Here is a 25,550-nt window from a genome sequence, read left to right as displayed (position 1 = left end):
CAGCACAGTTCAACCGATCGCCGCGTTCAAATCGTCACGCAGATCGTCAAAGGACTCCAAGCCCACTGACAAACGGATCAGCCCATCGGTGACGCCGAACTTTGCACGATCGGTCGCGTCGTAACTGGCGTGGGACATCGTCGCGGGTTGTTCGATCAAAGATTCAACCGCACCCAGGCTGACCGCCAGATGAAACAACTGCGTCGATTCGCATACCTTTGCGGTCGTCTCCAACGACGCATCCAATTCGAACGTCAACATGCCGCCGAAAGCACCATCGAATTGTGATCGGGCCAGGTCGTGTTGCGGATGGTCTTCCAGGCCGGGATACAACACCCGAGCCACACGCGGATGCTGGGAAAGCCACAACGCCAAACGCATCGCCGTTTCGCTTTGTCGTCGCACCCGCAGGTCCAGCGTCTTCAACCCCCGAGCCACCAGAAAACAGGACATCGGATCCATCACCGCACCCGTTGCATTTTGGACATAGGCCAATTCGCGATAAACGTCTTCGCGTCCGGTCGCCAGTGTCCCGCCCAGCACGTCGCTGTGCCCGCCCAAGTACTTGGTGGCCGAGTGCATCACGATGTCGAAACCGAATTCCAAAGGCCGGCAAAGCGCGGGCGTTCCGAATGTATTGTCGACTGCGGTGATCACTTGATGACGCCGACCGATGGCCGCGATCGCCGCCAAATCGGGAACGGTCATCTGAGGGTTGCCGATCGATTCCACCCAGATCAGCTTCGTTTCGGGCTTGATGGCCGCTTCGATCGCCGCCGGATCCGTGGCATCGACCAGGGTCGGCGTGATGCCGGAACGATCACAAATTTTGTGAAGCAATCGATAGGCACCGCCGTACAGGTCGCTGCCGGCAATGACGTGATCGCCCGATCGCAACAGCATGGTGACCGCATGAATCGCCGCCATACCGGTGGAAAAGGCCAACGCCCCGCCGCCGGATGATTCATCGTCGCCGACCGCGGAATCCAAATTTGCCAAAGTGGTTTCCAACCTTCCGCGCGTCGGATTACCGCTGCGGGAATAATCAAATTCGCCCCACTGGCCGGCACCGGGTTGGCGAAACGTCGATGCGAAATGCACCGGCGGGACGACGGCACCGGTCTGTGGGTCCAAACCGTTACCCACGTGGATTGCTCGGGTGCAAAAGCTTGTCTTGCGTGAGCGTGCGTTGTCACCTTCGCTCATGCCGACAACGCCTGATCCAGGTCTGCGATCAGATCATCCGAATTTTCGATCCCGCATGAAAAGCGAATCATGTTGTCGGTGATGCCGAATTGCCGACGTTCCTCGGCCGTGTAGTGGTAATAGCTCATCACGTACGGCTGCTCGATCAACGATTCGGTGCCGCCAAGGCTGGGTGCGATTCGCGCAATTCGCGTCGCGTCGACCACACGGGACGTCTGTCGCCAATCCGCATCCTTGATTGTGAACGTGACCAAGCCGCCAAAGCCGGACATCTGCGCCGCGGCAATCGCGTGGGTCGGATGGCTGGGCAACCCCAAATAAAACACTCGATCGACCCGAGGGTGCTGCTGCAAAAACCGGGCGACGGCCATGCCGTTTTCGTTGTGACGCTGCATCCGCAGGTCAAACGTCTTCAAGCCGCGTTCCAGCAAATACAAGTTGTGTGGCGAATTGATGTTGCCAAGGCATCCGCGCATCGCCCGCACCGGGTCCAGGTCTTCTTTGCGACCGCACAACACACCGGCCAGCAAATCGTTGTGTCCGCCCAAGTACTTGGTTGCCGAGTGCAAAACGAAATCGATGCCATGTTCCAGCGGCCGGACGTTGGCCGGTGTCGCCAACGTGGCATCGATCAAGGTTTTCACACCGAACCGCCGACCGATGTCCGCAAAGGCGTCCAGATCGATCGCGGTCAAATGTGGGTTGGTGGGCGATTCGCTGACCAGCAATTTGGTACGGTCGGTGATGGCGGCGGCCATCGCATCCATGTCGCCAGTGGGGACTTGGATGGTGCGGACACCGAACCGGGCCAAGTGCTGGGCACAAAACTGTCGACTTCGATGGTAACACTGGTCAAAGAAAACGATCTCGTCGTCTTGGCCCAGCGACGTCATCAACAATCCGACCAAGGCGGACATGCCGCTGCTGTACAAGATCGCGTCTTCGGCGCGGTCCAGCGCCGCCAATTTGGCTTCGACCGATTTCTCGTTGGGACAACCGTATCGACCGTACTCTTCACGCTCGTGACGACCTTCGACAAAGTCGATCAGCTCGTCGGTGGACGAAAACGTGAACGTCGACGCGGTGTGGATGGGCGTGGTGATCGCACCGTCGGCTTTTTGCCGGGGTTCGCCCGCATGAACGCACTGCGTGGACAATCCGTACGACGACGGATGCGTCACCGGCACGGGCCGTGGCGAAGAATCGCCGGGAATACCAAACCGCTGGATTTCGCAGGCATTCGCCTTGGCGGTTGGTTCAGAAAGATCGACTCCCGCAGAGTCGCCCGAGCCGTTGGCCCGGAAATCGACATTCAATGACATCTCGATTGGCTCTTTAGCAGGTAAGGCTGCAAGCGGCCGCAAATCCCTAAAATACGAGTCGAACCTGAATGGGACCCCAGATCCGACGATCGCCAAGACTAGCCGGGCCGAATCTGGCCAGCAAGCCCTTTTCCACTTTCCAAGCTGGCGAATGTGGGTGAAAATGCAATCTTGCCTTTTCCGTGCCGACGTCGTCCCCCTTTCGTTCACTTCTCCGATCGACAACTCCTTGCCGCCGACCACCGGGCCCGCAAAGCTTGCATCGCCCTGCCCGACCGATATCGACTGCATCGCAACGCTCACGCCGCCGCGACCGCCCCGCCGAAGTCTGGTTTCTCCTGTTCGACATCCGCGTTTTCCATCATCGAGGCCATGATCGTGACTAAACGCGAAATGCATCCGCGTCGCACAGCAACGTCGCCGATCATGACCGCCTTCGCTTGGGCGGCGTTGACGATGGCCGGCATTCCAGACTCTTCGGTCGTGGCACAGCAAGCCACCACGCCCCCGTCGGCGTCGTCGAATCCGGCAGATTCCTCCGGCCAGACGGAAGCCAGCACATCACCACCGAAACCGATCGCCCACATCGCGCCGCTGTCGCCCGATCGGTACGAACAGGTCTTTGCCGAAGCCGACCCCGAACGCCAGTGGCGATCGGTCACCGGACCGCTGCGTTCGCAATCTGCCAGTGACGAGCCAAATGCGAACACACAAGAGGTTGCACCGGAGAGCCCCGATCGGGAAACATCCGATGCGACATCGCCACGATTGAAAAGTCGGCAAGAATTGGCCGAACAGTTTGGTCCGGCGTTGGAGACGATCGAGACGTTGATCGACCAACTGGGATCGTCCGACTTTGCCGTCCGCGAACGAGCATCGTCCAGTCTGTTGGAAAGCGGTTATCCGATCGTTCCGATTCTGCAACGCGGCGAAGCTCTATCGGGTGACCCGGAAGTGCGTCTGCGTCTGGGCCGCCTGCTGGCTCGACTGGAGGATCAGTATCAACGTTCGATCGAAACGGCATTCCTGGCGGGTACCGGAAATGACATGCCGGGCTGGTCGGTCGCGAAGAAGCTGATGGGGGATTCCGGTTGGGTTCGTGGCGAAGTGGTGATGATGTACCGCGAGGTTCCTGATCTGCTGCGTTCGCTGGAAGGAACCACGGACGACCGACGCCGGGCGATTCAAAAGGCTTTGAACACGCCCAACGCCAACTTCCGTTCGGTGATGGGCCCCGACACTCGTCCCGCACTGACGGCATTGCTGATGGCGGCGGCCGACCCAGATTTTGCACCGGAGCTGGCAACCGAGCGCGCGATGCTGAACCAATTGCGTCGCAGCCAAGGCGGATTGTTGTTGAACGGGAACGCATCGCGATCTTACGGAACCAATTTGTTTGGATCGTTTTTGCTGAAGACTTCCGATTCGGATCGCCCCGAATGGCTGTTCCACGCGTCGGATCGCAATGTACCCGCGGCGGGTGATTTGGCCGTTCGGACACTGGATGAAACCGACCAACCGCAAAGTTTGGTCCAGGCGATGGCCACGCTGGTACGCTTCGACCGTGACGACCAGGTCTTGAAGGTCACTGAATTTTTGGACGACCATCGCATGTTGGGACTGAACCAGATCCGCGACGGATCATTGCTGGACGTCCGCGTCAGCGACGTTGCGATGGCGACCGTGGCGGGGTTGTTGGGGCGTTCGACCATGGACATCGGATTCCCCGAAGACGCTAACTATCGCCAAGTCGGGTTGGACTACAACCGGCTGGTCCTGCCGGTCATCGAGGACGAAAAGACAAAACAGTTACGACGCAACATTCGCCGGAATGTCGACGAATTGGTCCGTCGTCACCGCGATCCGTCTGACCCGACTGATCAGCCAGAAGACGCCGATCAGCCTGGCAGCAGCGACCAGCAAGATCAGCCCAATCGACCATAATGAACTCGATATTCCGTTACGCCCCTTCCGTTGAACATGCCCGTTGCTCGTCCGTTTTGGACGCGTCACGGTGCTGGCCGTGTGGACTCGGCCACGAACAAGTCCACAACCTTGTCGGGCAATGCCCATCTTATTGACGTGTCGCCGTCGTACCGCGACACCGTCACTTTTTCATAAATCGATGATCGAAAGGAACATGCCACGTGCTTGGATACAGCGATTACTGCGACGAGTATTACGTGAACATGAACTTGAGCACCGAAATGAGCCTGCCGCAGACCCGCGAATCGGTGCTGCACTATTTTGAACAGGTTCGTCGTCGCTATCCCAGCATGGTCAACTTCTACAGTCGCGAGCCGAACGAGTTTGTCCTGGAAGAAGAAAAGGACAACGGCACGTATCGCTGGGTCGGAACGGAGACGAAGCGAGTCAACAGCGGCGTGGTCAATCCGGAATCCTATGATTCGGCGTGCCAGCAACACCGGGCCGTTTTGGATTTGGTGCCCTATGAACTGTCCGTCAGCCCCCTGGATTGCGAATCGCTGAGCGTGATGCTGGGGTTCGACTTTGCCTACAAAGGCAACCACAACGAAATCCTGACCGAGGCGATCGGCATCGCGCCGGGCTTGGAAAAATTCGCCAACCTGCCCTATGGCAAGGTATTATCGAATGAACCGGCGATCCAGTTTTCGCTGGACGAAGAATGCCGAACACAGTGCCGAATCGGCTTTGAATCAAGGACCAATGCGTACCAAATCCGCACGGGCGAATTCACCGAAGACCAGCTGAGCGTTTATTTGACGGTCCGCCGTTACGACAGCTTGGCTCCGACCGAGACGTATGTGTCTGAATTTGATCGCCTGTCGTCACTTTGTCGCGATTTGGTCGACGAGTATTTGATTGAAAGCGTTCTGCAACCACTGCAAAAAACGATCAGTTTGCGCTAATTCGCCCCAGCGGCACGATCGTTGCAACCGACCGATTCGGACCCACCCCAGATGACTTTCGGGAGACCTTCGAAAGTGTGCACGAAATTGAAACGATACGCCGCACTGGCATTGGCCGGTTGCCTGTTTGCCGGTGTCGATTCGGCCCGCGGCCAAGACATTGCCCCGGGAATCACCTACGGCGGTGAACTGCCGGCCCCGGTCGGTGAACCGGATGAACTGTCGGGCGCCGACGCCGAATCCGGCGCCGTCTTTGACGCACCATCCCAAAACGACTCGGCCGATGCAGCGACCGACACCGACAACACGCGGCGGGCCAGCGATTCCGCCGAGGCAGCCGATGATTCGACGCCCGAGTTTGATCAGCTGGTTCAGTCGATCGATCGGCTTTCGCGACTGATCCGTGGTTTGCCCAGCAGCGTGAACCGTGCCGACGAGTGGCAGTTCACCGTCAATCAGGTTGCACAAGACGTTCGCGATTTGGCCGACCAAGACGATCAACAAAGCATTGAAACCATTCGCGCGATGAGCCAGTCGTTGCGTTTGCTGGAACGTTCGATCCGCGACGTGATGAGCCAAGGGATGCCGACCGATCAATTCAACGCGGTGCGTCAACTGCGTGACGTTTTGACGGGCGAAGTCTATACGGCGCTCTCACCCTGGGAACAAGGTGCCGGAATCACCCCGGAAACTTGGTCGCCGTCGACCCGTGGTCGCGTCGTCGGCCGGGCGCCGATCCAATCCGGCGGCGACCGCGTGATCGCGCGGCCGGTGATGCCGGTGCCCGAAGCCACCATCGATCCGTATTCGTCGTATCGCCCATCGATCACCGAGGAATACCGATACGTGCCGGCGCGTCCACGATTCGAATTGGAGATCGACATTCCCGCTCCACCAATCGCACCCTACGGTGTCGCCGTCCCGTATCCGCCGGCACGCGGCTATCGTTACGGCTATGGGCCGATCTATGGTCCCCGCGATTACTTCTATCGCGGCTACGCCGTTCCGCCGGTTCCGGTCGCACCGCTGGGAGGTCTGCGGATCGACATCCCGATCGGACCACTGGGGCCCTTCGGAATCGGGTTCTAAATCCGGACGATCGCCAAGCGATTCAAGCCGTGACGGTTCGCGTCAGCCCGTTGGCCAGAATGTGGTCACGCAAACGATCACGGCAACGCATCGCAAAATCGGCGATCGGATCCGTGCGATAACTGGGATACGTCCAGCGGTGGTGGATCCACCGCCGGCCGACGTAGTTCAAGGTGACTTCGGCGAAGATGCCGTCACGTAAATACATCCGGTGGTCCCGATCCTTGACCGTCGCCAAGACCCACTTGGCTTGGGTGATGTAGCCGACGTCCAAGTTGATCGGCCGCGGCACATCGGCGTCGATCCGTTCGGCTAATTCGGATTCCCACCGGTTGGTCGAAGTCTTCCACGGTGCCAGTCCGGCAGGATCCGCAAAGCCCTCAAAAGCGACCACCTGTTTGACCAGGCCATCGCCCATCGTCGGCGTGTAGAACCCGCCGGCTTCGAAGGCCAGCGGCTGACTGGTTTCACAAACCGGCCCCCAACGCTGGACCAGCCAATCAATCGCCTCCTGACGCCACGCTGCCTGTTTTGCGATGACGCCGCAAATGCGTACGACCGGTTCGACGGGACGCAGATCGCTCACGATAACCGTTGGGTTCAATGCCGGGGAACAGAACCAGCCGTTGGTCGGCTGCGCGAAATCGGGACGAGCGACTAGAATCCTACGCCGTTCGACCTTTCGCCATCATTGAATCTTATCCGACGCCGGAAACCCTATGCACCCTTGGATCGCCCAGCGCACCACGACGTTCGACAGCAGCGGTATTCGCAAAGTCTTTGACCTGGCCGCCAAACTGAAAGACCCGGTCAATCTGTCGATCGGTCAGCCGGATTTTGATGTGCCGCAGCCCATCCAAGACGCGGCGATCCAAGCCATCCGTGACGGCAAGAACGCCTATTCCCCGACGCAAGGGATCGCACCGCTGCGTGATGCGATAGGAAATCGCGTACAGAAACAATTCCGGCACGACGACCGCGACGTTTTCATCAGCAGCGGCACCAGCGGCGGACTGGTGTTGTCGATGCTGGCGATGATCGACCCGGGCGATGAAGTGATCTTCATGGATCCCTATTTCGTCATGTACCCGGCACTGATTCGGCTGTGTGGCGGGGTTCCCGTACCGGTCGATTCGTATCCCGATTTTCGGCTGCACGTTGATCGGATCGAAGCCGCCATCACTGACAAAACCAAGATGATCCTGGTCAACAGCCCGGCCAACCCGACGGGCGTGACGGCGACGGAACAAGAATTGCGCGACGTGGCGTTATTGGCGAAAGACAAAAACATCGCGTTGTTGTCCGATGAAATCTATTCCCAGTTCATGTACGACGCGCCGTTCTATTCGCCGGCGACCGACAACGACCAGACGATCGTGATCGACGGCTTCAGCAAGAGTCATGCGATGACCGGTTGGCGGGTCGGATACGTCCACGGACCGTCGGAAATCATCGCGACGATGCTGAAGATTCAGCAGTATTCGTTCGTCTGCGCCCCTCAGCCTGCACAATGGGCCGCGCTGTCGGCGTTGAACGTTCCCTTGACCGGACACATCGATGATTACCGCCACAAACGTGATTTGGTGATGCAGGGGTTATCGGAAAAGTACGAAATCGAAAAACCCGGCGGCGCGTTTTATGCGTTTCCCAAAGCCCCTGGATCCAGCGGCGAAGCGTTCGTGCACCGCGCGATCGAAGCGGGGTTGCTGATCATTCCCGGCAATATCTTCAGCGAACGGGATTCTCATTTCCGAATCAGTTTTGCCGCGAGTGACGAAACGTTGCACCGGGGAATTGAGATTCTGAATCGACTGGCGTCGTGATTCGTGGTGGGGTCGCGTTTCTTTGCCAGCCACGGGTTCGGGAAACTTCGCCAACACGCCCGACGCTAGCGACTTCATGAGCCGCAAGGCGCTAGCCGCGGGTTTAGGACCAACGGATGAACGCTACTTTCGGCGGAGCGAAAGGCGACTTTGTGAGCCGCACGGCGCTAGCCGCGGGTTCTGTAGCGTCCTGTTTCGACTGCTTGTTAACCGGACCGGCGGCTAGCGCCTTGCCGCTGATTCCTGCGCCGCAGGGCGCTAGCCGCGGGATTAGGACTGACGGAAGAACGCTACTTTCGGCGGAGCGAAAGGCGACCATATGAGCCGCACGGCGCTAGCCGCGGGTTCTGTAGCGTCCTGTTTCGACTGGTTGTTAACCGGACCGGCGGCTAGCGCCTTGCCGCTGATTCCTGCGCCGCACGGCGCTAGCCGCGGGTTTAGGACCAACAGAACAACGCTACTTTCGGCGGAGCGAAAGGCGACTTTGTGAGCCGCACGGCGCTAGCCGCGGGTTCTGTAGCGTCATGATTTGACTCGTTGGCAATCGAACCGGCGGCTAGCGCCTTGCCGCTGATTCCTGCGCCGCAAGGCGTTAGCCGCGGGTTTAGGACCAACGGAACAACGCTTCTTTCGGCGGAGCGAAAGGCGACTCTGTGAGCCGCACGGCGCTAGCCGCGGGTTCTGTAGCGTCCTGTTTCGACTGGTTGTTAACCGAACCGGCGGCTAGCGCTTTGCCGCTGATTCCTGCGCCGCAAGGCGCTAGCCGCGGGTTTAGGACCAACGGAACAACGCTTCTTTCGGCGGAGCGAAAGGCGACTTTGGGTTCGCCCGCACGGTCACTGGCTGGCGATCATGCCGTCCAGGGCGACGGTTTCACCGAAATCATACGGGTGGAACAGTCGGCCGACGCGAGCAGCCAGAACCGACAGGTACAGCTTTTCAAACTTCGTTTCCGTCGTTTCGCTGACGTGCTGGCCGGCGTTCTCCGGATAGGTGAACTCGTCGATGTCTCGCGAGAACAACAAACTGCCGTCGGCGGGATCGATCAATTCGACTGTCGCGCTGCATTGGCCGCGATAAAGACTCTGGCCGTCACGCAGCGAAAGATCTGTCACGTCAACGACCAACACTCGATCCGCTTTCAGGTCTTTGCCCAGCTGAGCAAATTCCATGTTGTCAAAGCCGTTTTCGTCGCGCCACTGTTGCACTTCGTCTTCGCGAACCAGACGCAAGTCTTTCAATTCGCTGGTCAAGATTTGCCCCACCTGGCGGCTCAAGAAACGGCTGGCGGTGTCGTTGCTGTACCGGCTGGCTTCGGTCAGCGTGACGACGGCGATCCGTTTGTCTTTCAGGTCTTTGTAGTTCTCGTATTCCGGCGGGATTTTGTCGGCTCCCACCGCGTGCATCAGGTTGGCGGCGATTCCCAGGCAACCACACTGGGTGGACGTCAACGTCACAGCAGCGAAAACGGCCAAGCACACCATGGGTGTCAGGCGTTTCAGGATTTGTTGGACATCAAACGGACGGAATCGCGGTCGTTTCATCGTGAAGCTCGAGTCGGGAAAGCCGGCAGGTGCGTCTGGCGTGATACGAAGTTCACCAAGGGACGCGAAAGCCCGATTTATCCGAAAACCCGCACGAAAACGACTATTTCGATTCGCTCAGACGGCGGATCAGGTCCGTTTCGGCCGAATCATAGGCCCGACCGTCGGTGTGAAAGATGTCGTGAAACCAAGGATCGGGCATCGACGTGTAGGCGGCTTGCCAAGAATCCCAAGGATAGATCGTTTGAGACCGGCCGTTGACGAAACCCCAGTTGTACGCCCCCACGTTCAGTTCCTTCAGGATCGGCAACACGCCGGCGAAGGTGCTGTTGTTGCCACGCGCCATGTATTCGGTGCACAACAAAGGTCGCCCCAGAGCCAACAGACCCTCCATTTTGCGACGCGCCGTCTGCGGCCCACCATAGGTGTGAAACGAATGGACGTCGTTGTTGTCCAGCACCAAGCGGTCGATCGGTCGCGGACGATTGATGTAGTCGCCTGTCCATAGTCCGACCGTCAGCGGTTGTGACGGATTGACCTTTCGAGCCCAGCGGAACGTTTTTTCCAACAGTTCTTGGGCCCGCTGTCGTTTGACATCCGGATTCAATTCCAAGTTCTGGCCGGCCAGGCCATAGGAGTTTCCGTTGCCATTGTCCGGCTCGTTGAACAAGTCCCAGATCAGCACTCGTGAATCGTCGGCGTAGCGACGCAGCACCGATTGCACATAAGGCTTCAGTGCGTCCTGCCCGGCGGGATCGTCCAAGATCTTTCGGCCGGGCGATTGGACCCAGCCGGAATTGTGAACACCGGGCAACGGTTGTGGCTGTAAACCCGCAACAGGGTTCGGATGCCAGACGCCGTCAAAGAAAACGAACATCGTACGGATACCGTGCGAATCGGCGATCTCCAGATACCGGTCGACACGGCGAAAGAATCCTTCGGCATCGGTTCGCCAAGGAATGTCGTGCAAGAACACCCGCATCGTGTTCATACCGATCTTTTCGGCATAGCCCAATTCGCGGTCGATCGTGTCCGGATCGAAGGTGGCTTCCTGCCACATTTCCAGTTGGTTGATCGCGGTGGACGGGACGAAGTTGGCGCCCAGTGGCCAATCGATTTGGCGGTACCAATTGTTCGCACGCTTGGCTGACCAGCGACCGGCGATGGTGGACGATTGGGCGTCCACCGCAGCGGCCTTTGGCTTGGCTTGCCCCTTGCCGTTCTTCTTTTTACCGGCGGCAGATTTCGTTCCCGCTCGCGGGACAGCCTGTGGGTACGTTGCCAGAATCGCCGACAAGCGACGCACTACTTGCGGCATGTCGGCGGCCAAGTTTTTCGTTTCCAGCGGATCCGATTGGTAATCGTAAAGTTCGTATTCCGCGTCCAAGTCGGGTGCCCCGATTCGCTTCCATTGGACCAGGCGATAGCGGTCGGTACGAATCGCGCGTCCCATCATTTTTTTGGGGTACGCATGGTAAGCGTGATCGCGAACACGCGCATCGGGGTCTTTCAACACCGGCACCAAGCTGACACCGTCGATCGGCTGTGGACCGGTGGGTTTCGGCAAGCCGGCCAGTTCCGCCAGCGTCGGATAAATGTCGACCGTCTCGGTCAATTGACCGGTGGACGATCCCGGCTCCGCGATTCCCGGCGCGACAATCACGATGGGAATCCGATTGGCTTGTTCATAATTGGTGTGCTTGGTCCAAATGCCCAAATCGCCCAAGTGGAAACCATGATCGCCCCACAGCACGATGATCGTGTTGTCGTCCAAGCCTAGTCGGTCGACCGCTTGGACGACTTTACCGATTTGTGCGTCGACAAAACTGGTCGCCGCGTAATAACCGTGAATCAGATTCCGTTTCAAATCATCGCTGTACGACGCCTCACGCTCTTCCGGTACCGGCTTGTAATTGCTGATTTCACCGCCGCGTTTGCCGGCCACCTCCGGTGCACCTTGTGGTAACTGCTCGTTGTCCGGCATGGGCAACTCGGCCGGATCGTACAGGTCCCAGTACTTTTTCGGGGCCGAAAACGGCAGGTGCGGTCGCGCGAAACCGGTGGCGATGAAGAACGGTGTGCCCTCGGTTTGGCGTCGTTTCTTGGCGGCTTCCAATCGCCGGATGGTTTCTTCGGCGACCCGTCCGTCGGCATAGGCCGTGTCGGCGACGTCGGGTGATTCATAGGCGGCGCCGCGAGGCAGCGACTTGATTTCGCCCAATTTCTGGTTGGTAAAGAAGGCTTCTTCGCGAGTCAGATTGCCGCCATCGGTGCTGGCCGGATCGACGTATTCGATCACTTTTTCTTTGAAGTGCGGCACCTGGAACGATTCGGGATCACCGATGTTCCCGTGTCCGATGTGAAAGACCTTGCCCAACGATTCGGTGCGATACCCGTTTGCGGCAAAATGCTGGGGCATCGTTACCGCATCGGGATGCGATTCACGCAACCGATTGCCCAGCCCGTACAGCCCCGTGGACGTGCTGTGCGATCCCAACATCAACGTGAACCGGGACGGTGCACAAACGGCTTGGTTGCAATATGCGGCGTCGAAACGCATGCCCCGACGTGTCAGATCGTCCAGATTCGGCGTCTGGGCCGTTTCGTTGCCGAACGCGCCGATCGCCGGCTTCAGGTCGTCCACCAGGATCAACAAAACGTTGGGACGGTCGTCGGCAAGACCGATCGACGTGGCAGCGAAAGACACCGCGAAAAAGGCAGCCAGCAAAATGCGCATCATGGATCCAAGACCCGTCGGGAAAGATGGGGTGGGAAGCAAGGTGGGATGGGGGCATCATGCGCCGGATTGAACCCCGACGCAAAATCGTTCAATGACAGACATACGATCCGAGACGGCAAAATCTGTTCACAGGGATTCGCATTGAGCGAATCAGCCGAGATCGTTTTGAACAATATGAGCGCCGCGTGCGGGGCGACTGGCAAAAGCGTCCGCGGTCTTTCCGGTCGCTTTTTCGTAGCCGTCGGCCATGGCCGCGATCACGTCGGATGCCTTGGCCGAATCCACCAGGCTGACGGTACAGCCGCCGAAACCGCCGCCCGTCATACGGGATCCGTAAACGCCACCCTCGGGGCCGATCTTTTCGGCCAAGTCGACCAGACAGTCCAATTCACCACAGCTGACTTCGTAATCATCGCGCAGCGAGTTGTGGCTGTCATACATCAGCCGTCCGACGGTATCCAAATCACCGCTTTGCAGCGCTTTGGCGGTTTCCAAGGTTCGTGCGATTTCGCCGATGATATGACGCGCGCGTCGGAACCGTTCGTCGCCCAGTTCGTCTTTGCATCGTGCTAGATCATCGGCGGAGACGTCACGCCAGTTGTCGGCCTCCAGAATTTGCTTGGCTTCATCACACTGTTGACGTCGTTGTGCGTATTCGCCGCCGGCCAACTCGTGTTTGACGTTGCTGTTGGTGATGACGATCGACACGTCGTCTCGGGCGAACGGCACCGCTTCGATTTCTTGGCTGCGGCAATCCAACAACATGAATTCGCCATCGCGGCCAAAGACGCTGCTGAATTGATCCATGATCCCGCACGGCACGCCGGCGAAATCGTGTTCGGCTTTTTGAGCCAAAAGCGCTTTGTCGGCCAGGCCAAGCGTCTTGCCGCTGATGGCTTCGACCAACGTCGCGGTGGCGACTTCCAACGCCGCACTACTGGACAATCCGCCGCCCAGCGGAACGTTGGAGGTGAAAGCCGCGTCGAAAGCCAGCGAGTCGATGCCCTGCCCCGCAAAACCCGCCAGGACACCTTGGGGATACTTCGACCAGCCCTTTTCGCCCGGCTGGTGGTCATGGCCGGTCTGATAGGCGGCGTCTTGCCGAAGATCCACGCTGTACAGACGGACCGCATCGTCGTCGTTGGTGTCGGCCGCAATCACGACGTATCGCTCGATCGCCATCGGCAATACAAAACCGTCGTTGTAGTCGATGTGTTCGCCGATCAAGTTCACGCGACCGGGAGCCGCGACGACGATCGTAGCCGGACGACCGAAACGAGACTCAAATTCGTCGCGGGCCCGGCGGCAAAGCGCTTCGGTGGATTCGGTCGGTGATAGCGCAGTCATGCGAAAAACCTGAGATCGGCGGAGATCGGAGAGTAGCGGGGCCCCGAGTGTAACCACCCGACCGGCGAACCGACAATTGACGCTGACGCACACCTGCACACTGTGCGACGGTTTGAAGCACCGGGCTGGTGGAGGTAGGCGGGTGGAGGGCCGGCGGGTGACAGGTGGTGTCGGGCGTGAGGCGAATTGGAGAATCGCAGAGCAAAGTCGCCGATCGATTTCGCTCGCCGAGCCGGTCACCTAATCCTCATCGGTCGCCACGACGTAGGCGGTGGCGTGAGTCCGACAGGCCGCCAGACTGACATGCAGCGTTTCAATGCCGTGCATTTCAGCCCACTGCTGGGCTCGCCCATACAGACTGATCGACGGCCCGGTCGCGCGATCCACGACGACTTCGATGTCCGTCCACATGATCTGTTGGCGGTAACAATTCATCGCCTTCAACGTCGCCTCCTTGGCCGCCCAGCGGCTGGCGAACATCTGTGACGCCTGAGCCGATTCCACACAGCGATCGATTTCCGATCCCGTGTACACGCGCAACAAAAACTGTTCACCGTGTCGGTCGATCATGTTGGCGATCCGGACACATTCCACAATCGTGGTACCGATCCCAAGTGTGGCCATCGCCCGTCGCATCCCTTGTAAGCAGACCGGCGGAGCCAAAGGTCACTGGGGCCGCAACATGATCGAACCGCGGCGATCCGATTGCGTCGCCGGAAACGTCAAACCGATTCCTGCAGTCCGCAATTCTTCTTCGCCCGGCTCAGCACCAACGCGGCCGCTTCGCGGGCCCGCCGGGCGCCATCGCGAAGGACTTCATGGACATAGTCCAAATTAGATTCTAGTTCCGCGCGGCGCTGCCGTGCGTCGGCAAAGTAGGCTTCGCTGGCTTCGGCCACCGCTTTTTTGACTTCCCCGTACCCAAAGCCGCCGCGACGATACATGGCCGCCATTTCGTCGATCTGATCTTGTTCGGCGAACAACTGGAACAGCTGGAACAAGTGATCGCCTTCGGGTTCCTTGGCGTCTTCCATCGGGCGACTGTCGGTCGTGATCCGCATGATCTGTTTGCGGATCTTTTTCACTTCGCCGAACAGCGGCAGCGTGTTGTCGTAACTTTTGCTCATCTTTTCCCCGTCGGTCCCGGGCACCTTCGCACCATGGACCAGCGTCTGGGCTTTGGGGATGACGAACGTTTCGCCGAAGTGATGGTTGAACGCCTGGGCCAAATCACGGGTGACTTCGATGTGCTGGATCTGGTCCTGGCCGACGGGCACCAGCTGGCTGTCGTAGGCCAAAATGTCAGCCGCCATCAACACGGGGTAATTGAACAGCCCCGCGTCGGCCGCCAGCCCCTTTGCCTTTTTGTCTTTATAGGCATGGCATCGTTCCAGCAAACCCATCGGTGTGCCGGTCATCAGGATCCAACACAATTCGCTGACCTCCGGCACCTGCGACTGCACGAACAGCGTCGCCTTTTTCGGGTCCAGTCCCAACGCCAACAAATCCATCGCCGCGTTGATCGTGTTTTCACACAACGCATCGGCCTGGCGGACCGTCGTCAACGCATGCAAGTTGGCGATGAAGTAGAAGCCTTCGTTGTCCTCTTGCAGATCAATGTACTGGCGGATGGCTCCGAAATAGTTGCCCCAGTGGGGACGACCGGTCGGCTGGATACCGGAAAGACAACGCATAACGCAGACTGAACGGGTTTGGGCGGAAAACGGCGGATCGTGAATCGACGCATCGGTCGACGTTGTTGTGGCGTCTAATTCTGCGCGACCGCGACGTTTTCGCGAAGCGGGGCGGCACGACCAGCGGGCATCTCCGGCGGTGGTTCCAAAACCCCGCGGCATCGTCGCCAAAACAACACGCCTTCGACCGCCATCCAAACCTGCAGCCCCAGAATCACGATGCCGAACAAAACCAACACCGTCGACCCCGACGGGATCCAGTTCCAATACAGGTCATAGGTGATCGCCCAGGCCGGCATCAGCATCATCACGATCATCGGAAACAGAATCGCAGCCAACGGCTTGCTGCGTCGTGACAGATAAAACAACGCGACCATTAGTGCCAGCCCGGCCAGCAACTGGTTGGTCGCACCAAAGAGCGGCCACAGAATCAAACCGCCCTTGCCCGGCTGATCTCCGGCGAACACGGCGATCGACAGCCCCACGACCACTGCGATGGCCGTCGCCACGTACTTGTTGGCCAACACCGGTGCGCGAGCACTGAGTGCCAGTTCGCTGATGACATAGCGTTGCAATCGAGTCGCGGTGTCCAGCGTGGTGGCCGCGAAACAGGCCACCAGCGTCGCCATTAAGGCCACGCCCAGCTTCAGCGGCAAGCCGACGGCGGTCAAAAAGTTCGCTCCGCCGTCGATGAACGCGGCCAATTTCTTCGACAAGTCCTGCTTTTTCCATCCCGCGTTGGGATCGCCATCGGCGCCGGTGCGATAGTAGTCTCGCCAAGCCTGTTGGCCCGTCGCCGCTTGACGGCTGAACGAGGCAATGCCGTCTTCGCCCACCGTCCGTGTGACTTTGCCCATTCCTACACCGGCACAACACGCCAGAATCACGATCACCGCCAACATGCCTTCCAGCAACATGCCGCCATAGCCGACCGCTTGCGCATCACCGGCTTTTTCCAATTGCTTGCTGGTCGTTCCGCTGCTGACCAAACAATGAAACCCGCTGCAGGCGCCACATGCGATGGTGATGAACAGGAAAGGCAAGATCGGTGGCGCATCAGCCGGGATCTCTTTGGCGATCGCCGGCGCGGACTGCGTCAGGTCGGCCGCACCGGTGGTCGACGCCACGCCCACACCGACGACGATCAACGCCAATGCCAAAAACAATTGCAGACTGTTGATGTAATCACGCGGCTGCAACAACAACCAGACCGGCAACACCGACGCGACATAGGCATAGGCCAACAAGATGACCGTCCATACGACCACCGGATTCAAGTACTTTGAATCTGCAGGCAAGATCCCGGCCAAGTCCAGTGGCATCACGTAGGCGCCGACATAGACCGCCATATACAGCAACGTCAGCCCGATCAGGCTGGGCATCAACAACCCGCCGCCACGACGGTACACCCACCATCCGATCATCACCGCCACGGGCATCGCGATCCAAACGCTCAACACCGATTCGGGATACAACGCAAAGATCACCGCGATGACCAAACCAAAGATCGCCAGCACGACCGACAAAGCCATCGCCAAGACGGTCAGAAACAGAATCTTTGCCCGCGGCGACACCAATCGCCCCGCCGCTTGGCCGATCGACTGGCCCTTGTTGCGGATGCTGATCACCAGAGCCGACAAATCGTGGACACCGCCGATCAGGATCGAACCGAAAACAACCCACAACAGCGCCGGCAACCAGCCCCAAAACACTGCCAACGCCGGGCCGACAATCGGGCCGGTTCCCGCGATGCTGGTGAAGTGGTGACCGAAAACGATGCTACGCCGGGTGGGAACGTAATCGACATCGTCACGCAATTCTTCGCTGGGCATCACCGCGTCGTCGGTCAGGGCGAACAGCTTTCGCGCCAGCCAGCGGCCGTACGTGTGATAGGCGACCAGAAAGCCCAGCATCGAAGCGACGGCGACAATCAGGGTGCTCATTGGCGATGGTTACGGCAAAGGGTTGGCGACCGGGCGGATCGTCGCGGCAAACGCGTCGGACGGTTTCCACCACGCCAAAAGGTTCAGGCGGTGCCGGAAATTAGGTCCGTTTTTGACGCCGGAATTCCGGGCAATGGTCGCCCCTGGGGCGGATATTGGTGGCCACCTATACTAACGCTGCCGAACCGGACGCACACGGCGCTGCGGAGCCCCGGCGGGCAAAATTCGGCTTGCCCGATTCCCAAAATGCCGCCCCGGCATGACGGGCGTTTTGATCCACGCGGCGCCGCTTTGGCACTCCTCCGGTTCCTTTGGTCATTGCAATGATGACGCCTTCGTCGATGGCCCCCCAGCGACACGAACGATCCGACAACGACACCAGCATTCACCTTCTGTGAGGAAAGACAGATCCATGGCTGACTCCATCGAAAAAACCATCATCATCGGCAGTGGACCGGCCGGCTGGTCGGCTGCCATCTACGCCGCCCGCGCCAACCTGAACCCGGTCTTGTACGAGGGAACCGTCAAACCGGAAATGATCCCGCTGGGACAATTGGCTTACACGACCGAAGTGGAAAACTTTGCGGGCTTTCCCGCCGGTAACATCCGCGCGTTCGTCGAATCCGCGGTTGACAAGGACCGGCATTACAACTTGCCCATGGTCCCCCAAGGCCACGAAAAGGACGGCCAGCCGCACTACGCGGTCCAAGGCGTCGAGCTGATGGAATTGATGAAGCAACAGGCGCTGAATTTCGGCACCAAAGTCGTTTCCGATGACATCGTCGGCGTGGATTTCAACAGCGGCGGCGTCCACACGCTGCACACCGGCAGCGGCGAATCGGTGAAGACTCATACCGTGATCGTGGCCACAGGCGCGCGTGCGAATTACTTGGGCCTGCCCAGCGAAGAAGCCTACAAAAACAAGGGCGTCAGCGCGTGTGCGGTCTGCGACGGCGCTTTGCCGATCTATCGCAGCAAGCCGTTGGCCGTCGTCGGCGGTGGCGATTCCGCGGTGGAAGAAGCCACGTATCTGGCCAACCTGAAGAACGCCGCGACGATCTACATGATCATCCGTCGCGACGAAATGCGTGCCAGCAAGGTGATGCAGGACCGCGCGATGAATCACCCCAACATCGAAATCAAGTGGAATCGTGTCGTCGACGAAGTCTTGGGCGACGGCAACCAAGTCAACGCGTTGCGGCTGAAGAGCACCGTGGATGACGAAACGGAAAACTTGGACGTCGGCGGATTGTTCCTTGCGATCGGACACACGCCCAACACGGCGTTCCTGAAAGACGCCCTGAAGATGAACGACGAAGGTTATCTGCAGTGGACCAAGCCGTTCCGGACCAACACCGAAGTCGACGGAGTGTTCGCCGCCGGTGACGTTGCCGACGATTACTACCGTCAAGCGATCACATCAGCCGGCACCGGGTGCATGGCCGCTCTGGATGCCGAACGCTACCTGGGCGAAAAAGACGTTTGATCGGCATTGCCCCTGACCTCGCGGGTCGGCATCCGATCCGCGTTGTGGGCCGGCGATGGGACCGTGCGTCCGGCGGTTTGCCGTGAAAGCCGCGAATCGTTGAAACGCAATTCTTTCCCGACGTCGCCGCCGTTGGTGGCGACGTTGACCGGCCGCAGTCGCAACTTTCCACCAGGTTCGCTTTGCCCGGACAAGCCTGATGCGGCAAGTAAACCGGTCAGACAAACGACGAAGCTGAACAGCGTCATCCGCATGATTGGGTGCCCCGAATAAGACGGTCAGAAAAGATGGGTCGCCGGATCGCTGGTGCCTTCCATCGATCAACGACGCCCCCGCATCGCCGACCGTTGCATCCGACAAGGAAACCCTAGGCCGAATTGTCGGACGATTCGGTAAGTTTTTTGGGCGTGCGACATGTTGGCACGATTTCACGCCCGGTGGGTATCCCGCGGTGAAGACTTCGCCCGTTATCCATCATGGCTCCGCCGCATCTGTGCAAAAACCTGGGGACGAAACGCGAACCATCGGCGGTCGTTTCCTTCCGGCTCGGTCACAGTGGATCAACGCCAACGCTGCCGACGGGGTTCAACGCCAACGCTGGCGACGGTGCAAGGCTTGTGACCGATTCTCTGGCTTGCAACCATTCTCAGGCTTGCAACTGAGTCTCGCGCGTCGTTGTGTTTGGGTGGATGATCTTTGCGCCCCCGCTGAACCTTTCCTGCTAGTTTCGTCGGCCCACAGCGTCTGATATTCTGTCGATCCCTCGCTGTGCGTCAGGCGGTACTTCGATCGATGTCCTCTGCGCGTTGCCTCCATTCCCCCCTGTGTTGACAGCCCCCCTCAGGACTCAGCAATGTCAGAACAAGCAAGCTCGTCACAAGCAGCCGTTTCGGATGCAATGAAAGCTGAGATCGCTGAGCTCGAACGTCTCAATGGGCTGCCCTTTGCATCTTCCGCGTTGGGCTACATTAAACGGACCGGGCCCGGGTTGTTGCAAAGCGCCATGACATTGGGCGCCGGAAGTGCTGCGGCATCCGTGATCGCCGGTGCATCGTTTGGATACAAACTGTTGTGGGTCCAGCCGGTTGCGATGTTCTTGGGCGTCATGATGCTCGGTGCACTCAGCAATGTGGTTTTGACCACGGGCGAACGGCCTTACAAATCGTTCGGACGCGAGATCGGAAAATGGCTGGTCGTCTTGTGGGCGCTTGGCACGATCATGTCGTCGATCATTTGGCACTTTCCGCAATATGGTTTGGCCGCCAGTGCCGCGCGTGACCTGGGTGCGTTGCAGGAAATCGTTAGCATCCCGCCAGAAATCACCGCAGCCAGCAGCGCCGTCGACGAGGCGATGAAAACGAATGATCCCGCGATCATTGACCAGGCCAAAGCGAACCTGAGCAAGGTCACCAGCGAAAGCACGCCCTTGGGTCTGGGGTTCACAACAGCCGGCTTGGCAATCAGTTTCGGGATCGGAATTTTGATCTTGTGCATCAATATCGTGACCACGTTCAACTACGGCGGCGATTCCAAGGGCGTTCGAATTTACGAGTGGTTTCTACGCGGCTGCATTGCCTTGGTCGTCGTGATGTTCGGAATCGTGGTGGTCGCCAAAATTGATGTCGTGGCGGCCGAAGCGGGGGAGATCTTCAAAGGCTTCATCGGCTGGTACGGAATCCCGAACCTGTGGAACGTCGATGGTTCACTGAACAACAGCACGGTCACCCAAGTGCTGGGGATGCTTGGTGCCGCGGTCGGTATCAACATGACGTTCCTGTACCCGTACTCGCTGTTGAAAAAGGGTTGGGGCGTTCACCACAAAAAGCTTGCCCGCTGGGATTTGGGCATGACGATGTTCTTGCCCTTCGTGCTGGTGACCTCGCTGGTGATCATCGCGATGAAGGTCGGCGGAGTTTATGACGGCGCGGATGTCGTCAACACAACGATTCGCCCGCTGGGCGCGGCCAAGGCGCTTGGTGGTGTGCTTGGTGAAAACGCCGGCCGCGTGATCTTCGACTTGGGCTTGATCGGGATGACCTGCGGTGCGATCAGCACGCACATGGTCGTTTGCGGATTCACTTTCTGTGAAATGCTGGGGCTGGAACAAACCAAAAAGCGTTTCCGATTGTTCGCCCTGACTCCCGCGATCGGCATCCTGGGCGTTGTGGCGACGTTGCCAATTTGGTTCCCGGTCGCGGCATCGGCCGTCTGCTTTACGATGTTGCCGATCGCATACCTGACGTTTTTGATCATGAACAACAAGCGAAGCTACATCGGCGATGCCGTTGGCAGTGGGGTTCCGCGATTTCTGTTCAACTCCATCTTGGTGATCGCGCTGGCCGTTGCCACCATCGGATCGGGGATCAAAATCTACGGCAACGTGATCAAGAAGATCATGCCAGCCAAAGAGCCTGCGGCCGAACTCGTTGTGCCGACCGATTCGAAGGTCTAATCAGTTCATCCGCCTTGCGGATTCCAATGATAAAGTCGGCTGCTAGCGACAATACCGGTTTGCAAAGATAAGCCCGTTTCCAACATTGAACCCCAGAGCGTTCCTACGAGAGTGCCCGGAACAAGGACGAAGACAAGATGAGCACTTGGACCTCTGTGGCGGAAGCCCGAAAAGAATCAGCGATTGGACCCGATGTCGAAATTCGCGGCTGGGTACGGACACGCCGTGATTCCAAAGGCGGGTTCAGTTTCATCGAAGTGAACGACGGCAGCTGTTTCGGCAGTCTGCAGGTCGTCGCGCCCGGCGAACTGTCGAACTACGAATCGGAAATCAAACGCCTGGGGGCCGGGTGCAGCATCGTCGCGATCGGACGCTTGGCCGAATCGCCCGCCAAAGGCCAGGCGACTGAAATGCAGGCCGACGAGATCCGCGTCTTGGGTTGGGCCGACGGCGAAACGTATCCGCTGCAGAAAAAACGCCACAGCTTTGAAAAACTGCGTGAATGGGCCCACTTGCGGCCCCGAACCAACACGTTCGGTGCTGTGATGCGGGTCCGTGATTCGATCAGCCGGTCGACGCACGACTTCTTTCACGACGAAGGCTTCTTTTATCTGAACACGCCGATCATCACGGCCAGCGATTGCGAAGGGGCGGGCGAAATGTTCCGCGTCACCACGCTGGACTTGGATCGTTTGGCCGCGTCGGGCAAACCCGTCAATCACGAATTGGACTTCTTCCATCGGCCCGCCTATCTGACCGTCAGCGGCCAACTGAACGCGGAAACCTATGCCACCGCACTGGGCCGTGTGTACACGTTCGGACCGACGTTCCGCGCCGAAAATAGCAACACCAGTCGGCACCTGGCCGAATTTTGGATGGTCGAACCGGAAGCCGCCTTCTTCGACCTGTCAGACAACATGGCGTTGGCCGAACGATACTTGAAGCGATTGCTGCGGGATTGCCTGGATCGCTGTGACGAAGACATGCAGTTTTTTAACCAGCGAATCCAGCCGGGTATCTTGGACCAGTTGACCGCCGTTGCCGAAGCACCGTTTCGTCACATGACGTACACCGATGCGATCGACGTGTTGGAAAAGGCCGACGCGAAATTCGAATACCCGGTTTCCTGGGGCGTCGATCTGCAAGCCGAACACGAACGGTATCTGACCGAAAAATATGTCGACGGCCCGGTGATCTTGACCGACTATCCATCGACCATCAAACCGTTTTACATGCGGCTGAGCGATGACGAGAAAACCGTTGCCGCGATGGACGTGTTGGTTCCCGGCGTGGGTGAAATCATCGGCGGCAGCCAACGTGAAGAACGACTGGACGTGTTGACCCGCCGAATGGACCAGGCCGGATTGAATCAAGACGATTATTGGTGGTACATCGATCTGCGGCGGTACGGAACTGTCCCGCACGCCGGATTCGGCTTGGGCTTGGAACGCGTCGTCCAGTATGTTTCCGGCATGGCCAACATTCGCGACGTCATTCCGTTCCCTCGAACGCCCGGCAATGCCGAATTCTGACCGCCCCCAAAGAACGCCTGCCACAAAACCCCCGCACGACAAAACGTCGGTCAAAGGTCGCCTGGCGCCGTCGCCCACCGGCGCCCAGCATCCCGGCAACGCGCGGACGTACTTGGTCGCACATTGGTCGATGATCCGGCAATCGGCCCCGATGGTGCTGCGGATCGAAGACATCGATTCGCCTCGCGTCAAACCCTGGGCGATCCAACAAGCGATCGACGATCTGCGCTGGCTGGGCATCGAATGGGACGAAGGCCCTGATGTCGGCGGCCCCAGCGGACCGTACATCCAAACGCAACGTACCGATCGATACGACCAGGCGATCGCCAAGCTGCGATCTCTGGGCCGCGTTTATCCGTGCACTTGCACGCGACGCGACATCGAAAGCGCCGCATCGGCACCGCATGCCGAATTCGGACACATGGTCTATCCCGGCCTATGCAGCGATTGGACCGAAGGCGATCCGATCCCAGCGGAAGGCACGTATTGCTGGCGATTTCGAGTCCGCGACCAAGTCGTGCACTTTGATGATGCCGTTGCCGGTTCCCAGTCGTTGAACCCGAGACGCGACTTGGGCGATGTTCCGGTGACACGCAAGACGGGTGAAGCGGCCTATCAACTGGCCGTGATCCTCGATGATGATGCAATGGGGGTGACGGAAGTCGTTCGCGGCGACGACTTGATCGACAGCACGTTCTGGCAAATCGAATTAGCCGACGCATTGGGGCTTTCGGTGCCCAGCTATGCTCACGTCCCGCTGGTCATCGGGGACGACGGACGTCGACTGGCCAAACGTCACGGCGATACGCGGCTGGACCATCTGCGTCGCTGTGGCGTTGACCCGCAAGACGTGATCTTGTGGGCCGCCGGGTCATTGGGGATCGGCGATCTGCCGACCGCCGGCGAATGGGAAACGGACCGCTTGCATCGCCACATCGCCGCCCAAATGGACTGGACAACCGTGAACCGTGACCGCGTCGTGGTGCCGTCAAAATGGACACGATTGGGCTGATCCGACGCCGCGGCCGGGGAAACCTGTGTTTCACTCAGTTTTCCGATTATTCGGGTCATGCGGGCCAACGGGCGGGCCGATGAACGACAAAGCCACGCCGTGCGCCACCGACGCGCCGGTACCGCAGACGACCCTGCCGGTTGTCGCGGTCCGCCGTCACCAAGGTCCGGCGTGGGAATCGTTGTTTCGCCCCCGAATTCCCCCACGGTCCGATCCATGCCATCGAATCCATCCCGGGCGTCCGGCCCCGCCGATGTGTCGCGGTTGCCCCGAATCGTGTCCCGTCGGTCCGCCCTTCGTCGCATGTTGGCCGCCGCACTGATCGCTTCGCCCGTCGATTGGACACAGCCGTCCAGCGCTGCGCCGCCAGATGCCACGCAGCTGACCGTCAACATGCGAGTCCCGCACGACGGCCAAGTCCTGCGACTTCGACACGTCACCAAAGACGACCAATCGGTGGTGATCACCGCGATCGCTTCGGATCCGGCCGGCCGTCTGATCGCCGCCGCCGGCGACGACTTGGCCATCCGCCTGATCGACGCGGAGACGATGGAAGTCGTGCGAACGGTGACCGACGATGCCACGCATCACCATCGCGATGTGATTCGGACACTGGCCTTTGACGATTCCGGACACCGGCTGGTTTCATCCGGAAACGACGGTTGCATCGTGATCCGTCACAGCGCCGCGGACTTTGCCGCCACCCAGCACATCGACGGTGCCCCGGCGCTGACCTGCGTCCGATTCCATCCGTCCGGTCGTCAAATGGCGGCGGTCGGATTCGACGAAGAAGTGTTTCTGATCGGAAAGCCGGCCGCACAAACCAAGCTGCGTTGTGGATGTCGCGACCTTCGCAGCATCGCCTTCAGCCCCGACGGCAAAGTCATGGCCGTGGGCGGTCGCGTGGGCGACGTGCATCTATTTTCCACCGATCCGGTCAAAGCCAACGGTGACCACTCGTTGCACCGGGGCCGGATCCGCAGCATGGCGTTCCGTCGCGGTTCCGATTCGATGGTTTCGGTGGGCGAAGACGGCGACGTGGTGGTTTTTGACGTCAACAATCGCAAGATCGCCCGCCGCGTGCACGTCGGAAACTGTCGTTTGTTCTGCGTCACGATGCTGGATAGCCGCATTGCCGCAGCCGGTGGCAGCGACAATCGCATCCACTTGATCGACACCGACGCTGGCCAACTGATCGGACATTTGGCCGGACACCGCGGGACGATCAGCGATGTCGCCCAGGCCGGCCAATGGCTGTATTCCGGAAGCTATGACGCCACGATCCGCCGCTGGGATCTGCATTCGCTTCAGGAATCCGTTCCGCAATTGGCCGGTCGCGAAGACCGCATCGTCGAACGGCCCAACCGTCTGGATCGCTAAGTCCGCCAGGCAACCGCAAACGTCCAATCGACGGATCATCATCCCGGCGATCGATGATCCCCCATCCATCCTTTCCGCCAATCAAATCG

General features: G+C 59.3%; 20 protein-coding genes. 9 read left to right on the top strand and 11 right to left on the bottom strand.

Annotation, left to right across the window (positions count from 1 at the left end):
• Nucleotides 1–9: 9 nt before the first annotated feature.
• From HFP54_RS13755 to HFP54_RS25970, 3 genes are all read right to left on the bottom strand, one after another.
• Complete coding sequence (locus tag HFP54_RS13755; protein ID WP_168565548.1) at nt 10–1,206, bottom strand: trans-sulfuration enzyme family protein; 1,197 nt, start codon at nt 1,204–1,206, stop codon at nt 10–12.
• A complete protein-coding gene (locus HFP54_RS13750) occupies nt 1,203–2,528 on the bottom strand; it encodes a trans-sulfuration enzyme family protein (RefSeq protein ID WP_168565547.1) in 1,326 nt (441 codons plus the stop codon). Before HFP54_RS13750 ends, HFP54_RS13755 begins: the two co-directional genes overlap by 4 nt.
• 299 nt (nt 2,529–2,827) lie before the next feature.
• Nucleotides 2,828–2,956: a hypothetical protein gene (locus HFP54_RS25970; protein WP_261346887.1), complete on the bottom strand. Its 129-nt coding sequence runs from the start codon at nt 2,954–2,956 to the stop codon at nt 2,828–2,830.
• Here HFP54_RS25970 and HFP54_RS13745 point away from each other — a divergent pair.
• The 3 genes from HFP54_RS13745 to HFP54_RS13735 all read left to right on the top strand — a co-directional run bounded on the left by HFP54_RS13745 (nt 2,955) and on the right by HFP54_RS13735 (nt 6,508).
• On the top strand, nt 2,955–4,472 hold the full coding sequence (locus HFP54_RS13745; protein WP_168565546.1) for a hypothetical protein: 1,518 nt from the start codon (nt 2,955–2,957) through the stop codon (nt 4,470–4,472). The two genes, HFP54_RS25970 and HFP54_RS13745, sit on opposite strands and share 2 nt — an antisense overlap.
• Before the next feature lie 245 nt (nt 4,473–4,717).
• On the top strand, nt 4,718–5,419 hold the full coding sequence (locus tag HFP54_RS13740) for a hypothetical protein (RefSeq protein WP_146414401.1): 702 nt from the start codon (nt 4,718–4,720) through the stop codon (nt 5,417–5,419).
• 75 nt (nt 5,420–5,494) lie between these two features.
• A complete protein-coding gene (locus HFP54_RS13735) occupies nt 5,495–6,508 on the top strand; it encodes a hypothetical protein (RefSeq protein ID WP_168565545.1) in 1,014 nt (337 codons plus the stop codon).
• A gap of 22 nt (nt 6,509–6,530) precedes the next feature.
• Here HFP54_RS13735 and HFP54_RS13730 read toward each other — a convergent pair whose 3' ends face one another.
• Entirely contained in the window at nt 6,531–7,094 is a 564-nt protein-coding gene (locus tag HFP54_RS13730; protein ID WP_146413640.1) for a DUF4416 family protein, read from the bottom strand.
• Between the two features lie 133 nt (nt 7,095–7,227).
• Between HFP54_RS13730 and HFP54_RS13725 the strand changes: the two genes are divergently transcribed.
• Nucleotides 7,228–8,331: a pyridoxal phosphate-dependent aminotransferase gene (locus HFP54_RS13725; RefSeq protein WP_168565544.1), complete on the top strand. Its 1,104-nt coding sequence runs from the start codon at nt 7,228–7,230 to the stop codon at nt 8,329–8,331.
• 836 nt (nt 8,332–9,167) lie between these two features.
• Here the strand turns inward: HFP54_RS13725 and HFP54_RS13720 are convergent.
• From HFP54_RS13720 to HFP54_RS13695, 6 genes are all read right to left on the bottom strand, one after another.
• The gene (locus HFP54_RS13720; protein ID WP_168565543.1) at nt 9,168–9,875 is read right to left on the bottom strand and encodes a hypothetical protein; all 708 of its coding nucleotides are present in this window, start codon (nt 9,873–9,875) and stop codon (nt 9,168–9,170) included.
• Between the two features lie 103 nt (nt 9,876–9,978).
• Entirely contained in the window at nt 9,979–12,612 is a 2,634-nt protein-coding gene (locus HFP54_RS13715; RefSeq protein WP_390657379.1) for a sulfatase-like hydrolase/transferase, read from the bottom strand.
• A gap of 153 nt (nt 12,613–12,765) precedes the next feature.
• Nucleotides 12,766–13,962, bottom strand: coding sequence for a galactokinase (galK, locus tag HFP54_RS13710; RefSeq protein ID WP_168565541.1), 1,197 nt, complete (start codon nt 13,960–13,962; stop codon nt 12,766–12,768).
• A gap of 240 nt (nt 13,963–14,202) precedes the next feature.
• Nucleotides 14,203–14,586 (bottom strand): holo-ACP synthase, encoded by a 384-nt coding sequence (gene acpS, locus HFP54_RS13705; RefSeq protein WP_145298024.1) that lies wholly within the window; start codon nt 14,584–14,586, stop codon nt 14,203–14,205.
• Between the two features lie 98 nt (nt 14,587–14,684).
• Nucleotides 14,685–15,656, bottom strand: a complete 972-nt coding sequence (gene trpS / locus HFP54_RS13700; RefSeq protein ID WP_168565540.1) for a tryptophan--tRNA ligase — start codon at nt 15,654–15,656, stop codon at nt 14,685–14,687.
• A gap of 74 nt (nt 15,657–15,730) precedes the next feature.
• The gene (locus HFP54_RS13695) at nt 15,731–17,599 is read right to left on the bottom strand and encodes a carbon starvation CstA family protein (RefSeq protein ID WP_168565539.1); all 1,869 of its coding nucleotides are present in this window, start codon (nt 17,597–17,599) and stop codon (nt 15,731–15,733) included.
• Between the two features lie 412 nt (nt 17,600–18,011).
• On the opposite strand from HFP54_RS13695, the gene HFP54_RS13690 reads away from it, so the two are divergent.
• Complete coding sequence (locus tag HFP54_RS13690; protein ID WP_145298015.1) at nt 18,012–19,085, top strand: NAD(P)/FAD-dependent oxidoreductase; 1,074 nt, start codon at nt 18,012–18,014, stop codon at nt 19,083–19,085.
• Here HFP54_RS13690 and HFP54_RS13685 read toward each other — a convergent pair.
• Entirely contained in the window at nt 19,061–19,339 is a 279-nt protein-coding gene (locus HFP54_RS13685; protein ID WP_206036195.1) for a hypothetical protein, read from the bottom strand. The genes HFP54_RS13690 and HFP54_RS13685 overlap by 25 nt on opposite strands.
• Nucleotides 19,340–20,088: 749 nt before the next feature.
• Between HFP54_RS13685 and HFP54_RS13680 the strand changes: the two genes are divergently transcribed.
• From HFP54_RS13680 to HFP54_RS13665, 4 genes are all read left to right on the top strand, one after another.
• Nucleotides 20,089–21,537: an NRAMP family divalent metal cation transporter gene (locus HFP54_RS13680; RefSeq protein ID WP_168565537.1), complete on the top strand. Its 1,449-nt coding sequence runs from the start codon at nt 20,089–20,091 to the stop codon at nt 21,535–21,537.
• A gap of 137 nt (nt 21,538–21,674) precedes the next feature.
• A complete protein-coding gene (gene asnS / locus HFP54_RS13675; protein WP_168565536.1) occupies nt 21,675–23,069 on the top strand; it encodes an asparagine--tRNA ligase in 1,395 nt (464 codons plus the stop codon).
• On the top strand, nt 23,056–24,081 hold the full coding sequence (gluQRS, locus tag HFP54_RS13670) for a tRNA glutamyl-Q(34) synthetase GluQRS (RefSeq protein ID WP_168565535.1): 1,026 nt from the start codon (nt 23,056–23,058) through the stop codon (nt 24,079–24,081). The genes asnS and gluQRS overlap by 14 nt, the downstream gene beginning before the upstream one ends.
• A gap of 216 nt (nt 24,082–24,297) precedes the next feature.
• Nucleotides 24,298–25,461: a WD40 repeat domain-containing protein gene (locus HFP54_RS13665; RefSeq protein ID WP_168565534.1), complete on the top strand. Its 1,164-nt coding sequence runs from the start codon at nt 24,298–24,300 to the stop codon at nt 25,459–25,461.
• The last annotated feature ends 89 nt before the right edge of the window (nt 25,462–25,550 follow it).

This window comes from Crateriforma spongiae (genome assembly GCF_012290005.1).
In the GTDB taxonomy this organism is placed as follows: Bacteria; Planctomycetota; Planctomycetia; order Pirellulales; family Pirellulaceae; genus Crateriforma; species Crateriforma spongiae.
This window is presented reverse-complemented; position numbering and strand designations above follow the sequence as displayed.

Excerpts from the sequence above, each read along its gene's own strand:
- HFP54_RS13755 (WP_168565548.1), bottom strand. The coding sequence starts at position 1,206 with ATGAGCGAAGGTGACAACGCACGCTCACGCAAGACAAGCTTTTGCACC.
- HFP54_RS13750 (WP_168565547.1), bottom strand. The coding sequence starts at position 2,528 with ATGTCATTGAATGTCGATTTCCGGGCCAACGGCTCGGGCGACTCTGCG.
- HFP54_RS13745 (WP_168565546.1), top strand. The coding sequence starts at position 2,955 with ATGACCGCCTTCGCTTGGGCGGCGTTGACGATGGCCGGCATTCCAGAC.
- HFP54_RS25970 (WP_261346887.1), bottom strand. The coding sequence starts at position 2,956 with ATGATCGGCGACGTTGCTGTGCGACGCGGATGCATTTCGCGTTTAGTC.
- HFP54_RS13740 (WP_146414401.1), top strand. The coding sequence starts at position 4,718 with ATGAACTTGAGCACCGAAATGAGCCTGCCGCAGACCCGCGAATCGGTG.
- HFP54_RS13725 (WP_168565544.1), top strand. The coding sequence starts at position 7,228 with ATGCACCCTTGGATCGCCCAGCGCACCACGACGTTCGACAGCAGCGGT.
- HFP54_RS13720 (WP_168565543.1), bottom strand. The coding sequence starts at position 9,875 with ATGAAACGACCGCGATTCCGTCCGTTTGATGTCCAACAAATCCTGAAA.
- HFP54_RS13715 (WP_390657379.1), bottom strand. The coding sequence starts at position 12,612 with ATGCGCATTTTGCTGGCTGCCTTTTTCGCGGTGTCTTTCGCTGCCACG.
- galK (WP_168565541.1), bottom strand. The coding sequence starts at position 13,962 with ATGACTGCGCTATCACCGACCGAATCCACCGAAGCGCTTTGCCGCCGG.
- acpS (WP_145298024.1), bottom strand. The coding sequence starts at position 14,586 with ATGGCCACACTTGGGATCGGTACCACGATTGTGGAATGTGTCCGGATC.
- trpS (WP_168565540.1), bottom strand. The coding sequence starts at position 15,656 with ATGCGTTGTCTTTCCGGTATCCAGCCGACCGGTCGTCCCCACTGGGGC.
- HFP54_RS13695 (WP_168565539.1), bottom strand. The coding sequence starts at position 17,599 with ATGAGCACCCTGATTGTCGCCGTCGCTTCGATGCTGGGCTTTCTGGTC.
- HFP54_RS13690 (WP_145298015.1), top strand. The coding sequence starts at position 18,012 with ATGGCTGACTCCATCGAAAAAACCATCATCATCGGCAGTGGACCGGCC.
- HFP54_RS13685 (WP_206036195.1), bottom strand. The coding sequence starts at position 19,339 with ATGCGGATGACGCTGTTCAGCTTCGTCGTTTGTCTGACCGGTTTACTT.
- HFP54_RS13680 (WP_168565537.1), top strand. The coding sequence starts at position 20,089 with ATGACATTGGGCGCCGGAAGTGCTGCGGCATCCGTGATCGCCGGTGCA.
- asnS (WP_168565536.1), top strand. The coding sequence starts at position 21,675 with ATGAGCACTTGGACCTCTGTGGCGGAAGCCCGAAAAGAATCAGCGATT.
- gluQRS (WP_168565535.1), top strand. The coding sequence starts at position 23,056 with ATGCCGAATTCTGACCGCCCCCAAAGAACGCCTGCCACAAAACCCCCG.
- HFP54_RS13665 (WP_168565534.1), top strand. The coding sequence starts at position 24,298 with ATGCCATCGAATCCATCCCGGGCGTCCGGCCCCGCCGATGTGTCGCGG.